This window comes from Shewanella sp. 10N.286.54.B9 (assembly GCF_041468565.1).
GTDB lineage: Bacteria > Pseudomonadota > Gammaproteobacteria > Enterobacterales > Shewanellaceae > Shewanella.
Genome location: NZ_JBFRIY010000023.1, coordinates 47,280 through 63,830, shown reverse-complemented (window position 1 = coordinate 63,830; position 16,551 = coordinate 47,280). Strand labels below are relative to the sequence as shown.

At 42.9% G+C, this 16,551-nt stretch carries 12 protein-coding genes; 3 read left to right on the top strand and 9 right to left on the bottom strand.

Annotated features, from left to right (window positions below):
- The first annotated feature begins 261 nt into the window (after positions 1-261).
- Positions 262-1,617 (top strand): diguanylate cyclase domain-containing protein, encoded by a 1,356-nt coding sequence (locus AB4135_RS09090; RefSeq protein ID WP_371992205.1) that lies wholly within the window; start codon positions 262-264, stop codon positions 1,615-1,617.
- Positions 1,618-1,651: 34 nt separating this feature from the next.
- On the opposite strand, the gene AB4135_RS09085 is transcribed toward AB4135_RS09090, so the two are convergent.
- Together AB4135_RS09085 and rluC are read right to left on the bottom strand one after the other, a co-directional pair.
- A complete protein-coding gene (locus tag AB4135_RS09085; protein ID WP_371992203.1) occupies positions 1,652-2,302 on the bottom strand; it encodes an HAD family hydrolase in 651 nt (216 codons plus the stop codon).
- Complete coding sequence (gene rluC, locus AB4135_RS09080) at positions 2,299-3,258, bottom strand: 23S rRNA pseudouridine(955/2504/2580) synthase RluC (RefSeq protein ID WP_044555928.1); 960 nt, start codon at positions 3,256-3,258, stop codon at positions 2,299-2,301. Before rluC ends, AB4135_RS09085 begins: the two co-directional genes overlap by 4 nt.
- A gap of 599 nt (positions 3,259-3,857) precedes the next feature.
- On the opposite strand from rluC, the gene rne reads away from it, so the two are divergent.
- A complete protein-coding gene (gene rne / locus AB4135_RS09075) occupies positions 3,858-7,094 on the top strand; it encodes a ribonuclease E (protein WP_371992202.1) in 3,237 nt (1,078 codons plus the stop codon).
- Between the two features lie 124 nt (positions 7,095-7,218).
- Positions 7,219-8,775 carry a SulP family inorganic anion transporter gene (locus AB4135_RS09070; protein ID WP_371992200.1) on the top strand — a complete coding sequence of 519 codons (1,557 nt, stop codon included), beginning with the start codon at positions 7,219-7,221 and terminating at the stop codon, positions 8,773-8,775.
- 278 nt (positions 8,776-9,053) lie between these two features.
- On the opposite strand, the gene AB4135_RS09065 is transcribed toward AB4135_RS09070, so the two are convergent.
- The 7 genes from AB4135_RS09065 to AB4135_RS09035 form a co-directional block, all read right to left on the bottom strand.
- A complete protein-coding gene (locus AB4135_RS09065; RefSeq protein ID WP_371992199.1) occupies positions 9,054-10,943 on the bottom strand; it encodes an asparagine synthetase B in 1,890 nt (629 codons plus the stop codon).
- An 8-nt stretch (positions 10,944-10,951) separates the two neighbouring features.
- The gene (locus AB4135_RS09060) at positions 10,952-11,845 is read right to left on the bottom strand and encodes a sulfotransferase domain-containing protein (protein ID WP_371992197.1); all 894 of its coding nucleotides are present in this window, start codon (positions 11,843-11,845) and stop codon (positions 10,952-10,954) included.
- 2 nt (positions 11,846-11,847) lie between these two features.
- On the bottom strand, positions 11,848-12,756 hold the full coding sequence (locus AB4135_RS09055) for an HPr kinase/phosphorylase (RefSeq protein ID WP_371992195.1): 909 nt from the start codon (positions 12,754-12,756) through the stop codon (positions 11,848-11,850).
- A gap of 33 nt (positions 12,757-12,789) precedes the next feature.
- Complete coding sequence (locus tag AB4135_RS09050; protein WP_371992193.1) at positions 12,790-13,062, bottom strand: PqqD family protein; 273 nt, start codon at positions 13,060-13,062, stop codon at positions 12,790-12,792.
- A gap of 512 nt (positions 13,063-13,574) precedes the next feature.
- Positions 13,575-13,730: a hypothetical protein gene (locus AB4135_RS09045; protein ID WP_371992192.1), complete on the bottom strand. Its 156-nt coding sequence runs from the start codon at positions 13,728-13,730 to the stop codon at positions 13,575-13,577.
- Between the two features lie 259 nt (positions 13,731-13,989).
- The gene (locus AB4135_RS09040; protein WP_371992190.1) at positions 13,990-14,148 is read right to left on the bottom strand and encodes a hypothetical protein; all 159 of its coding nucleotides are present in this window, start codon (positions 14,146-14,148) and stop codon (positions 13,990-13,992) included.
- A gap of 661 nt (positions 14,149-14,809) precedes the next feature.
- On the bottom strand, positions 14,810-16,477 hold the full coding sequence (locus tag AB4135_RS09035; protein WP_371992188.1) for an ATP-binding cassette domain-containing protein: 1,668 nt from the start codon (positions 16,475-16,477) through the stop codon (positions 14,810-14,812).
- Between the last annotated feature and the right edge of the window lie 74 nt (positions 16,478-16,551).

The following is a 16,551-nucleotide window of genomic DNA, read 5'->3' as shown; positions in this document are numbered from 1 at the left end:
ATTTTTACTGTGTTGTAGACTATTTGTGGAGAATAACTAAACGGCATAGCCTCCGCCTTGTCAAAATAGCCAATAAACTGCGGCAAAAACAACCGTGAAAGATCCACAGCCCCTAAATATGCAGCAAGACTAACTGTTCTCGACTAGAGTTATTCTACTATCCCAATTCATAAAAAGTCTGCTCAAACCCAAGTTAGCGATGTGTAGTCCCTCACTCTATGAGTGAGGCTAAGGCTTTATTAAGGAAGATAAGGTTGGTTTATGACAGACATTGAAGAAGCTTTAGCATTAATAGCCGCACCTTGTACTGATGAACATTTTTTCCCTAAAGCATTAAAAGCTTTAGCCTTAATAACACAATGTCGCTGGGCTGCTTTTGGCCGTCCATCGAGCAAGCAAGGCTTAGGTGAGGTAGTCGCATTTTGCGATGGTAAAAAGAGTTTGCCAAGCTTTGAATTTAAGATGGCAGACTCACCCTGTGAACAAATGTATTTGCAATGCTCTCATCGTCGTCACCTCATTTATAATAATCTGCAAAAATATTTCCCTAATTTCGAGTTAATCCAACGACTCGGTGCTCACAGCTACCAAGCAGAGCTGATCCTAGATAATGAGGGACAACCTTTTGGCCATATTTTTGTTCTAGACACCCACCCTCAAGAAGAAAATGATAAATCGAACAAATTTTTTCGGCTATTGGCGCAACGAATTGGTGTTGAATACCATCGGCATATTGTTGTTAAAGAACTGCAGAGAAACCGAGAAATGATATCGTCTTCAAAACAGTTCATGTCGTTCGTGGATACCAATTACTACTATCAAGTCGTTTCAAAAGGCTATGAATCTCTATTCGACAAGGATTCTGATGAAATCAATGGTAGCCATGTAGCAGAACTGCACGGGCAAGCTATTTTTGAGTCGAAAATACAACCGCTACTCGATCGGTGTTTCTCAGGTGAGGAGCTTATTGATCAGATCTGGGTTCACCCTCCTTCGCAAGATAAAGCAATTTTTATCAATGTGCATCACAACCCTTATTACGATGCCAACGGCGTCATTAAAGGTGCCATTATCTCGGCGCATAATATTACTGAGATCCAACAAGCTAAAGAGAGAATTGAGTACCTAGCAGATCATGACTGTCTAACGGGTCTAGCAAATAGACGGAGTTTATTTTCACAAATAGATTGTCGATTGAAAGCCATTAAATCTGATAGAAAAAAAATTGCGATTGTTTACCTTGATCTTGATAATTTTAAAAAAATTAATGACAACTTTGGCCATAACACTGGTGACTTAGTGCTAAAGAAAGTTGCTGAGATCCTAAAAGCCACAGCCAATAATGCAGATACGATTGCAAGAATGGGAGGAGACGAATTTATCATCGTCACCGACGTAGTCTGTGACCAAACAAGTCATGTTACTTTGAGGGGATTTGGTGAAAAAATCGCCCAAGCACTGAATCGGACAGTGTTAATTGAGGACTGCACGATTAAGATAAGTGCCAGTATAGGCACCCACTTAGTGACAGATTACTCAGCTGCAGCCTCTTCACACATCAATCAAGCCGACAGCAATATGTTCAGAGCGAAATCTGGCTCACGGCTTGCGCAATAATAGCAAATACCATTTACGACAATGCTCGGAACATTTATGACTTGAGTACCGATAGCAATGCTAGTGGCTCTGTGATTATAGCCTTAGGCTTGGCAGTAATAAGCTTATCGGCACTATGAGCTCCATAGCTTACCCCTACTGCATCAATGCCCGCATTGTTAGCCATGTTTAAGTCATGCAGAGAATCGCCGACCATCAGCGCTCGTTCGGGGGCTACTTTTAGTTGTTCTAAAAGCTCGTGCAGCATATCAGGGTTGGGTTTACTTTTCGATTCGTCGGCGCAGCGACTAGATTCAAAATGATGACCTAAGCCAGTTTCTGCTAACACACGATTTAAACCGTTTCGGCCTTTCCCCGTCGCCACCGCCATACGGTAGTTTCTTGCAGCCAATTCAGTTAGTAGTCTTTCGCTACCATCAAATAGCGGGCTTGGCGTGGTATTGAGCGTTAAGTAATGGTCTTTGTATGATGCAATCATTGGAACAAAGTCAGCTTTATCTAACAGAGGGTAAAGTGTCTTAAGTGCTTCATCCATCGACAAACCAATAATGTCACGCACAGCTTGTTCACTTGGAATACTCATCGATAGTGAGCCAGCCATTTGCTGCATGCAGGTAACAATTTTACCGACAGAATCCATCAGGGTTCCGTCCCAATCAAAAATAACTAACTCGTAGGGTTTCATACTTTTTTAAGCTTACTCAAAGTTGATTCTAAGATAGGGTCTAGAGGCGCTTTAACCTGCATCACTTCATCGGTGTCCGGATGAATAAATCGCAGCTGCGCGGCATGCAAGAACAAACGGTTTAATCCATGGGCACGCATAGAGTCATCGAATTTCTGTTCACTGTATTTCTCGTCACAAGCAATAGGATGACCAGCATATTGGCAATGCACGCGAATTTGGTGAGTACGACCGGTAATTGGACTTGCCTGTACCAGTGTTGCATCGCTATAACGCTGCATAATTTTAAAGCGGGTTTCAGATTCTTTACCCTCTTTATTCACTCTTACAATACGTTCGCCAGACTTAAGCGTCAGCTTTAATAATGGTGCTTTGACTGCCTTATCATGCTTTTGCCATTCACCTCTAACAAGCGCAAGGTAATCCTTTTGCATTTTCTTATAGCGAAGCTGATCATGCAGGTGTTTAAGTGCACTGCGTTTCTTGGCAATTAATAACAGGCCAGATGTATCTTTATCTAAGCGATGTACCAATTCTAAAAATTTTTGTTGGGTTCGCAGCGATCGCATCGCTTCAATCACACCAAAATCAACACCGCTACCACCATGCACAGCAATACCTGACGGTTTATTCAGCACGATAATGAATTTGTCTTCGTAGATTATTCGGTTTTCAAGCTGAGACACTTTGGTTAGTTTTGCCGACGGCCCAGGTCTACCTTCAGACTCAGAGACGCGCACAGGAGGGATACGAACCACATCGCCATCTTGTAATTTGTACTCTGGTTTAATGCGCTTTTTATTAACCCTAACCTCGCCTTTTCGTACAATCCGATAGATCATACTTTTTGGCACGCCTTTCAATTTAGTTAATAAAAAATTATCTATACGCTGTCCGGTATGGTCTTCATCAATGGTAACCATTCGAACTTCTACTTTTGGAGATGGAGTATTCATGCTGCGCCGCTATGTGTTTCGTTGCGACGTATTGTACAACAAGTGAAAAGAATTGTGCCTTTTCAATTGCTGATTTTATCTATTATTGCTATATTTCTCCGGCTAGCGGGGATAATTAGTGGATAAAGTGTTCACAAGTCCCCCGAGCAATACGTTAAAGCATGAGACTAAAAATGTTTACAGTTTGATAGTAAATAATTGATTTACAGGTCGTTGTATCAATAAAAAGGTCAATAAGTGGACCTTCACGACTAAATCAAAACGTAAACCCAACTTACAACTGGTTTCTCTGCTCTAAACGCCCCAATTTCGAAGAATAATTTTAACTCGTCGTCAGACGCTACCATTTCGAATTGGCATTACTGGAAAGTATTTTAAGAATTTATGGGGTTGGTTGACGTTTTCACAACGAATTCCTTGTTTTTGTAAACATTAAAAAATAAGCCATAAATAGGATGCGACACGCAGAGAATGCGTCTAACAGCAAATGCGCACCTTGCCTAGAGACTGGCCGTGAGGTCCTGTTTTTTAATCCTAGGCCCGTAATGCAGTGAAAGAAGTATCGTTTGATGACCTTTATAAAGAAGAATTAAGTCATCATGAAACGGATGTTAATCAATGCGACTCAATCTGAAGAGTTGCGCGTAGCCCTAGTTGATGGGCAACAATTATACGATCTTGATATTGAAAGCCCAGGTCACGAACAGAAGAAAGCCAATATCTATAAAGGGACGATCACTCGAGTTGAGCCGTCTTTAGAAGCTGCTTTTGTTGATTATGGCGCTGATCGCCATGGTTTCCTGCCACTTAAAGAGATCGCTCGCGAATATTTCCCTAAAGGTTACTCTTTTCAAGGCCGTCCTAACATTAAGGAAGTGGTTAAAGAAGGCCAAGAAGTCATCATTCAAATTGATAAGGAAGAGCGTGGCAATAAAGGCGCTGCACTAACAACCTTTATCAGTCTTGCGGGTTCTTACTTAGTCTTAATGCCAAATAACCCACGTGCTGGCGGTATTTCTCGTCGTATCGAAGGTGATGAGCGTACAGAGCTAAAAGCAGCATTATCTGAACTTGATATTCCACAAGGTATGGGTTTAATCGTTCGTACAGCCGGTGTCGGTAAAGATCCAGCAGAGCTAAAGTGGGACTTAAAGGTTCTACAGCATCACTGGGCTGCGATTAAAGAAGCTGCAGAAAGTGCACCAGCTCCTTTCCTAATCCACCAAGAAAGTAATGTGATTGTTCGTGCTATTCGTGACTACTTACGTCGTGATGTTGGCGAGATCCTCATTGATCACCCACGTATATATGAGCAAGCTAAAGAGCATGTTTCATTGGTACGTCCAGACTTTGTTGAGCGTATTAAACGTTACGAAGCTGAAGTTCCGCTATTTACTCACTTCCAAATCGAAACGCAGATTGAATCCGCGTTCCAACGTGAAGTGCGTTTACCTTCTGGCGGTTCAATTGTTATTGATCCAACAGAAGCGCTAACGTCTATCGATATTAACTCTGCCCGTGCAACTAAAGGTGGAGATATTGAAGAAACGGCACTGAACACTAACTTAGAAGCTGCTGATGAGATTGCACGTCAATTACGTCTACGCGATCTAGGTGGTTTGGTGGTTATCGATTTCATCGACATGACCCCTGTTCGCCATCAACGTGAAGTTGAGAAGCGTATGCAAGATGCAGTACATCATGACCGAGCACGCGTCCAATTAGGCCGTATCTCACGCTTTGGTTTGATGGAAATGTCACGTCAGCGTCTACGTCCTTCCCTAGAAGAGTCTGCCGCTCACCTATGTCCACGTTGTCACGGACAAGGCACCATTCGTGGTACTGAATCACTTGCACTATCTATCTTACGCTTGATGGAAGAGGAAGCGATTAAAGAGAATACTTCGCAGATTGAAGCGATTGTACCTGTTGATGTCGCAGCCTTCCTGTTGAACGAAAAGCGTAAAGCGATTCGCATCACTGAAGAGCGCCACAATGTTGAAGTGTATGTGATCCCAGATCCAAACATGACAACACCAGATTATCGTGTTGTTCGTCATCGTAAAGATGATCAGATCAGCGAATCTAGCTACAAGCTGCTTGAGCAAGAAGAAGCCAAGCTATATGAACCTCGCAAGCTTGAGCGCGCTGCACCGCCACAGCCAGCACTAAAAGGTTTCTCTTCACCGAAAAAAGTAGCACCCGTTGAAGTCGAGGCAAAACCTGCACCGGCTAAACCTGCCGAGCCAGGTCTATTTGCTAAGATTGCCGCTGCAATCAGTTCGCTATTCTCTAGCAATGAAGAGCCTAAAGTTGAGCCGAAAAAGCAAGACAAGGGTAATCGTAACGGTCAGTCACGTAACAATAACCGTCGTAACAATAATCGTCGTAATGATCCTCGTCGTAACCGCAACGAAGGCCGTAACGAAAATCGTAATGACAGTGAGCAAAATAAAGACAAGCGTAATAAGAGCAATCGAAATGACGCTAACGACAACCGCTCTAAAGCTCAGGATGAAAATAAACGTCCACAGCGCAATGAGAAACCTCGTAAGCAAGTAGAAGCTAACAAGGAAAATGTCGAGCCTAAGCAAGAGGCCGCAAGAGAGCGTCGTCAACGTCGTAACATGCGTCGTAAAGTGCGTGTAAGCAACGAGCAAGAAGAAGTAAAAGAAGTTGTAGCAAATACTGCCGCGCCAGTGCAAGCAAAAGCTGACGATAAGCCGGCTCGTCCTAAGCGTCAGCCTCGTAAGCCTAAAGCGAAGGTTGAAGCGGTTGAAGCGGTTGAAAGCACTGAAGTGACTACAGAGGTTGCAGCTAATGTAGAAACTGTCGCAAATGATAAAGCAGCTAATACTGAAACAAGTTCAGCGAAACCAGTCACACCGAAAGCCGAGTCAGTATCTGCGCCTGTCGAAGCAACTGAAGCCGCTGACGTTGAGCAAACGTCTGCAGATGATAAATCTCGCGAGCCTCGTGAAGGTCAACGTAGAAGTCGTCGTAGTCCTCGTCACCTTCGCGCTGCAGGTCAACGCCGTCGTCGTGATGAAGATACTCAGCAAGGTGATGAAAATAGCTCAGAAGCTGTATTTACTCCCAATGAAGAGATTGAATCAGTGCAAGCGATAGAAGCTCATGTTGAAGCACCTGTCGCACCGGTTGTTGCTGAAGCTAAAGTTGAAACGACTGAAGCTGCTCAAGTCGAAGTAGTTGTTGAAGCTAAAGAAGAAAAAGCACAGCCAGCAAAAGCCAACTCTGTAGCTAGTTCATCTGCGATGAATACTTCGCCTGCTTTCAAGCCTACTGCGAATGTTAAGCCGCAACCGGTTTCAGCGCCAGAAGCTAAAACAGTTGAATCAGCCGTAGTTGCAGAGCCTGCACCAGCAGCCGTTACTGAAACAATCGTTGAAAAGCCTGTTGTCACTGAGCCAGTAAAAGCTGAAGTAGAGCAAACTGCAGCGGTAGTTGAAACTAAAGCACCTGTTGATACTAAAACTGAAGCAGCTAAGCCTGCAGAAGCCAAGCCAGAACCCGCAGCAAGTTCAAAAGCTGCGTCAGCACCAATGGCAAAGCCTGCAGCAATTAAGCCTACCGAAGCAAAAGCTGTCGAAAAGGTTGCTGCAGAGCCAGTCGCTTCTGAAGCAAAACCAGCAGCAAAAGCAAAACCTGCGAGTCGTTTTGGTTCAATGGTAATGTCAGAAATGACTAAACCTGTCGTTGAAGTCAGAGAGAATATTGAAACCCCAACAGGTCGCCAATATGAACCATCTGAGAAAAATGACGATGCGAAACCACGTGTTGCAAATAGCGCTAACTCGGATATGTCTCGCACCTAATCTAGAGTAAAGCTGTATTTAAAAAGCCATGCTGAAGAGCATGGCTTTTTTTATGTTAAAATAGGCTTAATTTTGATAGTATGCGCGCCTTATTTCAATTCAACAATTAATTAACAGAGGCTAAATGTTCGATCTCATTCGTCACAAAACTGCCAGTTCAAAAGCTGACTTACTTTCTGGTATCACTGTCGCCCTTGCTCTTGTCCCTGAAGCGGTTGCATTTGCATTCGTTGCAGGTGTCGAGCCTATGGTCGGATTATATGCCGCCTTTATTATGGGATTGATCACCGCTGTTATTGGCGGTCGCCCAGGCATGATTTCTGGTGCTACTGGCGCAATGGCAGTCGTCATGGTGGCTCTTGTTGCTGAGCACGGCGTACAGTACCTATTTGCCGCTGTTGTGCTTGCAGGTCTAATCCAAGTCTCTGCAGGGGTGTTCAAGCTTGGTAAGTTTATTCGAATTGTGCCCTATCCAGTTATGATAGGCTTTGTAAATGGTTTAGCCATTGTCATCTTCTTAGCACAATTAGGCCAGTTTCAAACACCAGGCGCCGATGGCGTAATGAACTGGTTACCGCAAGATCAGTTGCTACTGATGTTAGGTCTAGTGGCGTTAACCATGGCGATTATTCAGTTCTTGCCAAAGCTAACCACAGCAATACCGTCATCATTAGCAGCCATTTTAACGGTTACCTTACTCGTGACATTCTTAAATCTAGATACGCGTACTGTATTGGATTTCTTGAAATCAATGAGTGGTGATGAGCACGCAACCATTGCTGGTAGCTTACCAACATTCTCAATTCCAGCGGTAGAATTTAGCCTAGCGACGCTTTACATTATCTTACCTTACTCACTTATTCTTGCTGCTGTAGGTCTTATTGAGTCCTTGCTTACGTTGACTGTTATCGATGAGATGACTGGTACTCGTGGCCGTGGTAACAAAGAGTGTATTGGTCAAGGCGTCGGTAACATCACTAGTGGCTTCTTTGGCGCTATGGGTGGTTGTGCGATGATTGGTCAGTCGATGATTAACATTAACTCTGGTGGACGTGGCCGTTTATCAGGGATCACTGCCGCTGTTGCACTGCTTGCATTCATTTTATTTGGTTCATCGCTGATTGAAATGATCCCACTGGCAGCACTTGTTGGCGTAATGTTTATGGTGGTATTGGGTACGTTTGAATGGGCTAGCTTTAAAGTGATGCGCAAAGTACCTAAGCACGATGCTTTTGTAATTATCCTAGTGACTATCGTAACCGTATTTACCGATCTGGCGTTCGCAGTATTTGTTGGTGTCATCGTATCGGCACTCGTGTTTGCATGGGAACATGCAAAACACATCAACGTCGAGATCAGTGAAGATAAAAATGGCAGGAAAGTATATAAACTTAATGGCCCACTATTTTTCGGTTCTGTTGCTGAGTTTTTAGAGCTGTTTCACGCTAAGACGGATCCAGAAGACGTGATTGTGGATTTCCAAAACTCACGTGTATGTGATCACTCAGCACTTGATGCTATTGATACCCTTGCTGAGCGTTATGTCAGTGCAGGTAAGAAGTTGCATCTTCGTCACTTAAGCAATGACTGTAAAGAATTATTGCATAAAGCAGGCGATTTGGTTGAAGTTAACTTAATCGAAGATCCGCATTACAAAGTTGCCGACGATAAACTCGATTAATAAACATCAAGGCTACTAGTCATAAAATAAGACGAGCTGTTAGCTCGTCTTTTTTGTTTATAATTCAATCCACTTTGCAACAATTAATCTACTAAAGGTAGATTGACGCAATACCACTATAGTTCGGTTCAATACAAAGCACTCTCAACACCACTAACGCCATCGACTTGATTGACCCTGTTAATGTCCAATACATTGTTTTCAATTTGTCGTTATAGAACTATTCACGACAGTGGCACTTATTAACCAGAGATAACATCACTACACGCTGCAATATATTAAGTACTAGTCAGCCGAATAGCATCCTGCTTTAGATACTTCTGCAATGATTTGATGACTTGAAGATTACGAACAGCAACATGAGGAGAGTTTTTAGCTATAGATTCGAGCTGTGATAACTCAAAAAGACTGTCTAACTCTGGAGACCAATCTTGGATCACAGCAGGTAAATCACTCGCTACATTTAACTTAACTGACCGCATATTGCCAGACGTAAGCACATCAGCCTTAGCTCTTAAACGAATACGCTCTGTTGTGTACCCCTTCAGCAGTTCCCTAAACATATAGCGTTCAATACCATGCTTACATTTTAAATGGCCCGGTAAATTATAAGCAAACTCCACTAAATCTTTATCAAGTAATGGGTATCTAAATTCACAGCGTTGGACTCGAGCGCAGAGTTCAGTCTGCGTTATCCGATTTTGTACACCCACCTTGATTAACTCATTAAAATCCCTCTGCTTAACAGAGTGTCTTCTATAAATATCCTCTGCTTTCTTGAGTAATCGGTCGCGGTAAATATTGTCCACTCCTTTCAATACTGAATTATTGGCGAACAGTTTCAGCTGTGCCACTATCGGGTGGTCTTTCTTTAATATACCTTGATAAACATACGGAAATAGCCGTTCTATAGTCATCGCCGTTAACATTTTTAATGGCTTACCACTACGACCACGTTGACGCCGGAATTTCATTAACCGAAGTAAAGACACCAATTTGCCCTTCGAGAAGAGTTCGTGAACATACTCATCACCATAGCCACTCACACAATGATCTCCTCCCCAACCCGACAATATAGTGCGGCACTGTTGCGAGCTGGCTAAACGGCAACGGGGATCAAACCAAGAACTCATTGATGATGGACCGCCAAAATGCTCACTGTGGGCGCCAGCCTTAAAAATAGGTGCATCGTCATCCGTCCATAAAGGAGTGACATTAGGCCATAAACTGCAAGCATCAAACAGCTCTTGATACACTGGCTGCCATTCACTAGAATTCTGATTGTTAAGCGCCACGCCATTGAAAGACATGGTATAAAGAGGACTATCGCCTAACTGACGACTTGCATAGCCCACCACCGCATTAGAATCTAATCCTTCACTTAACTCAGCTGCTAACGGGTACATGGATACCAAACGGCGCTCAATGGCTTGAGCAAACAGCGCCTTTAACTGCGTAATATACTCTTCGTCGGTTGATTTCGGGAGTTTGGCAGAATTTAGCGTCCAATATGGAATAATTTGATGTCCACTTTGGTTCACAATCAATTGGTGACCAGCAGGCAAAGAATCAATGGCTTCGAAAGGCGAACAAAATTCTGCTTCAGAAAAAGGGAAAAAATTAGCTGCCAGCCATTTAAAACTCAAGGTTCTCTTCGTGTTTACCCCATCAACAAGCAGCGCCTTGTGCTCATTAGACAGAATAACTCTTCCCTTTTCGATGGCAAAAAACAAAGATTTTACGCCAAAATGGTCCCGCGCACAGTAAAGCTGTTTTTTATTTTTATCCCACAGAATAAATACAAAGTCACCCAACAAGTGGCTTGCGGTTTGATCGCCCCAATGTTCATAAGCTCGTATGATTAACTCGCCATCGCTTAGGTTTGAAATATCCTTAATAACAAGCTTTGCCGCCAGCTCGGTTCGATTATCTAAATGGGCATTGGCGACCAAATACAACGATTGATTGTCATTAACGATGACGGTATCTCGTTCAGAAAGTGGTCGATTAAACAAACAAGCCTTAGCGAACGATACACCTGTGGAGCCATCGACATTTAGATAACTAACCAAATCAGGCTGCCAATAATCACTGGCTGCAAGCATGTTAAAAATGGTTTCTTTATCAACGGGGGCGTGCCAATCAACGGCACAATGGATAGTACTCATCTAAAACCTCAGCAAACTAGCTCGCGAGCATGGCACAATTGAGTTAGGTTACGGTCTGCATCGATATATCCAAGTCTCAACATAACGTCAAAATGGTCGTTTACAATACGTTCGACTTGCTGTTGCGACAAAACCTGCTGCCAATCTCCGACTTTTCCCTTACGGAAAAAAGCACTTGATTTTCTGGGTTTTTCTACAAAGCCATTTAACTGCTCTTGCGCTTTTAGCTTATCGAACTGACACAAATCAATCGCCTTTATTACTGATGACTCATCACTGGGCAAATGTAAAAACTGACTAATTGCAGTAAAACTCGTCAATGAATCAAACTGCATATCTTCATAACGGATCAGCAATCTATCAATATCGCAGTCAATCCATGATTCAACATGCTCGCTCCAACTGCCCAAGTTTTGTTTTATTTGCGAGTTAAATTTATGTTTGCGGGCAGAAAAGGTATAACTAGGCTTTCCCATCGACTCAATACTTTTATCGATTGATACCCCCATGTGATTAGCGAAAGAGATCGCCACGTCTAATGGATTACGAACAACATACAAAGCACCTAAACAAGCCTCAACAGGACACAATAACCTGCCATTTTGCACAGGAAAATTAGCATCATGTATCTTATGATAGGCAACTGAAGTGAGGTTACGGTTCATAAAATGGTAGGCATCAGACCGATAATTAGCGATATCAGCTTCACTATGCAGACTAAGATCGAGTCCAAGGCCATTTGCTAACCAACAGCGACTACTGGCGATAGCCCCGGTTTTCAATTCATTAATATCTATTTGTTGTAGCTCTTTACTATCTTGCAGTAAGGTAAAAATATAGCTCCTAAGCCAAGTATTTCCTGACTTAGGATAAGATGCTAACCAAATAATACCTGCGGACATAATTAAACCTTACTCTGCAATGAATTGATAACTAAACTGGATAGACCCTCTAGACCTTGCTTGCTTAATTTGCATTTATCGCGGGACAGTTTAAACACTGGAATGTTGCTGATAAAAGCACTGCAGTTTTTCATGAAGTCAATTTCAGTTTTCATCGCAGCCATAAATTGTGTTCGATAAACATTCATCTTCAGCGGCGCAAACTTTTGCATCCCCTTATATTCATCGATAGCGTTCTGCTCAGCATCAGTCTGTAAACAGTAAATAGCGGCTAGTGGGTAAGATGGCGCCGCCTCATCGGCAGAACATGCTTGATTGGCAAACGTGAGCTGCCTTTTTTCAAGTCCAGAGCTGAATACCGGGAGTTCATCTAAAGATAAAGCATTAATGACATCGGGCCAGATTTTAATCTCAAAGCAGCCCGAAACAACTTGACCTTGTTCATCAAAAGCACATACATCATCTGCAATTAACTGCCAACCTTGGCCAATTAATGCCATCGCAAGCGTCGACTTTCCCATGCCACTGGCGCCGCATATTGCTATCGCTTGCCCCCCTTTCTGTAAAGTCGTGCCGTGCAGTACCATTCTCTTACGTTGCTGTAAAATAATGGCAAGAAAATAGCCTTGTATGTAAGCTGTGACTAGACCTAAATCTGCTGACTCCGTTAGCGCAATATCGATACACTGACCGTCATAAATATGGCATTGAGCAACATTGGGAATAGATAAAAACAACGCATCAGGGGCACACCAACAGTAAGCGCCCACTTGCTGCATTTGCGATAAATCAACAACGATATTATCAACACGTTTGACGACTACATCGGGGTTATCAGTTTTTGAGCCAGTGATTGCGTTTAAAAGTAGGATGTCACTTTTAATCGTTAAGTTATAAATTGAAAAATACACGAGATAGTTATAGCCTAATAGTATTAAAGTCGCTTATTGTGCTGACACTTCAGCTTGAATAAATTTTTTATCCATTAACTCTTTTATAAACACCTCTGTGTCCTGCCGGCACTCGGCCTCAGACACCTCAAACTTTTGCATTAATGCTGTTACTAAGTCGTCAATATTTTTTGGTGTTTCAAGCAACTGCCATATAGCGCAGGCTATTGGGTTCAAACCAAAGTACTGACCTTGCTCAACATCCATCATCACTAACTCCTCCCCCATTGGCGCACAGCTAAGTGCCGAATTCTGGGAAAATAACATGTTATATCTCCTTAATAACGCTCGCAGCTTGAGGTACTAGCCTCAAAAAAATGCAGCTGGCTAAGCCAACCTGCTATAACTTAAAACAGCATAAAAATAGCTCAAGATGGGCCAGAAGTAGTTGGGCCCGACTCAAGAGGTACAGTGCTAAACTTCCCTTCCGTCGCGCCTAAATCTAATGATTCTATCTGTGGTTTAACCCATTGCGCTTTGGGCGCTAGGGCTTGCTTAGCAGCTGATGTTTATCTGGGTACATGTTTCATGCTCTCCGTTAATTTATTATTGATATTGTTATTGGTATTGTTCAATCCGCTGACTAACAACATAAGTACCGTTTAAGCCGGCACTCTGACTATGGCAACTGTTAACGCCGCGCCAGAGCCATTTGTAATATATTGAAACCTAACTTAGTTAGTTTACGCAGTTCGTGCTGGCAACCGCCCAGCGCTTTAACTTAAAGATTTAGCTCAGTGGTAGGGCAATCTCTCTAGCAATTACCGCTATTAAGCAGCTCAAGATGGGCCTATTGATGGTAGAATCTCCGAAGTTGAAAGGAACGTCTTCCCTTCTGTCGCGCCTAAATCTAATGATTCTATCTGTGGTTTAAGCCATTGCGCTTTGGGCGCTACCGCTTGGTTGATAGTTGATGTTTGTTTATCTTGGTACATGTTTCATGCTCTCCGTTAATTTATTATTGATATTGTTCAATCCGCTGACTAACAACACAAGTGTCGTTTAGGCTGACACACCAGCTATTACAGGCGTAAACGCCTGTAATAGCAATTTGTAACCATTAAAGCCTAACTAATGTAAGCAGTTCACGCAGTTCGTGCTGGCAACCGCCCAGCGCTTTAACCGAGAGCTTTAGCTTAAAGGTTTAGCTCAGTGGCAGTACGAACTCTCTAGCAATTACCGCGATTAAGCTGCTTAAGATGGGCCGGTTGAAGATACTGGAAACTCTGAAGGATCATTAAATGCTTTCCCTTCTGTCGCATCCAAATCAAGTGATTCAATCTGTGGTTTAACCCATTGTGGTTTCGACATTCTAACTTGATTTTCGATTTGCTGGGGGTTATCTGGGTTCATATGTCATCCTCTTCCTTAAGCTAATATTCACTCTATTTATCAATCTGTTTCTCAGTCTACCAGTCATATGTTATAGGTTCAGTACACTCACTGACTGGGTCAAAGATATCTTACTTTAAACAGGATAAAACGCAACACCACACAAACACTCTGGCAACATTTATCCCCCCCCCGCATTAGAGAGCTTGTTCGGTCAATCAGCGACACAGTTAAAATGCTGCTTTAGCCGTGTGTTAGGCCTTGTCAAAGCTTATTGAAGTGGAGCAAAGCATTTATTCCTTAACAACCAAACTGCATGTATGGCAACTCACTCCTTTATAAGCATCATGAAAAATTTTGAGTTGCATACCTAAGGATAGCAAGCGCCTGCAAGTCACTGGTTATACGCAATACTGCGATTAAATAGTGCTACATCAGTTTGTAGGGCACTGAAGCACTCGCCATAGTAACAAGCGTTTTGCAGTGCAAACATTCACTCACAGCTCGACAATACAAGATTTAGAACAACCGGATATAGCGCCTTGTCCACATATTATCAGCTTAACCCCACCAGATTAACCAACAGCCAATAACAGGCAGTAAGCGCAGTGATTAGCATGCGAATAAACCACAGTAAACAGCACTTATGACGAGAAAACGAGCATGCCCTGCCACATTTTGGCTAGGGCAGTCTCACCACACAATCGGCGAAGTCGCGAGCTTGCTCGCTGTGACTCACCATCACTATCGTCATCTCGGGGCGTAACTGCTGCAATACTCGCAATATCTTTGTTTCAGTATCAGCATCTAAAGCGTTCATGGCTTCATCTAATATCAGCAGTGCACGTTTGCGCAATAATGCTCTGGCCAAGACCAGTCGTTGGCGTTGCCCACCAGATAACTGCCCACCTCCCTCTCCAATTGCACTATCAAGTTGCTCCGGTAACTCCGCCACAAAATCAGCTTGGCATAAGTCTAATACACGCCAGATCTCGCTGTCAGTTGCACTCTCGCCAAACAGTAAATTGTCTCTTACACTACCGTTAAACAAGAATGACTCTTGCGATAAATAACTTATCTGCTGCCGCCAAGCACGGCGTTGCGCCAAGCGCAAAGGTTTATCATCTAACAAAAGGCCTCCGCCACTTGGCACGAGAATACTGGCCAAAATGTCAATCACCGTTGTTTTTCCTTTCCCTGATGGCCCTGAAACTAAGGTGATCTGATTTAGCGGGAATGTTACTGACAGTTTGTCGAGTGTAACGCTGCGCTGCGGGTAGCTAAAACTGACCTTGTCGAGAGCTAAACTGCGCTTGGGAAAAGCGACTTCTGCGCTAGCACCTTGTTCACTAGATTGTAAGTTGCTATCGATAGTAAGCTTAATATCGTTATAAGCTGGCAACATATGCAGTAGCTGTTGAATGTTGGTCTGCACTTCGTTAAACATCGGCATCATTCGGCTGAACATCACGACAAACACCGCGAGCTCTGTAATGCCGAATTGCCAAAAATTCAGCCCTAAATAGACCAATGAGCAAATGAGAAGCGCACTAACAGATTGGACTCCTAAAACTCTTAGGGTGGTTGCTTTAAGGTACGTCTGCTGATTACTTCTTAAATCATACTGACTATTTTCAAATGCCTGCAGTTGTTCAACCTCGTAAGCACCTGCTTTTACTGACTTCATGCCATTAAGAAAAAAAAGTACCCGCTGATATAATTGCTGGTTACTATTGGTTAACCCCTTACCAAACTGAGTTGCCAAGGTAAACACACGGCGAAAAATGAACAGCAACAATATCCCCACTAGGCTCGTCAAAATCAACGCCATAGGTGCCACTAATACCGATACCACCACATATGCACCAAACATGGTGATGACAATGGCCAACTTCAAAATGTAAAAAGTTGTCATACCGACTCTATTAACACCGCTAGTTAATTGTTCAAGTTCTTGATGTTTTGCAGCACTTAAGCGACTCGTCCAGTCGGCATAAAGAAATGATTCAAACAGTTGGCTACGTAATGCATCTGTCGTTTGCAGCCTAATTCGGCTCATCACCCTTTCACGGAAAAAAATCAACACTGCACGTGACAATAGCAGTAAAAAAAACACCACTAACACCGACAATAGCGACAGCGACTCAATGCCTTTGATATTTGCCAACCAAGAGGGCAGCGTGCCACTTTGATCCGACATGACATTTAGAATTGGTATTAGCATTAAAATGCCAATACCTTCGGTAATACTACTTAGTAGTAGTAAACCGAAAGCGATTGACAGCAACCGAGGCGCTTGCTTCCATAAATTAACTAAGTAACCATAAATCAGCCGCAAATTAAGCCACATTAAAATCTATCTCCCTTAATATTCATTTTCCATTATTAACTTATTCTATTACTATGTTTCGCCATCAAACCCAA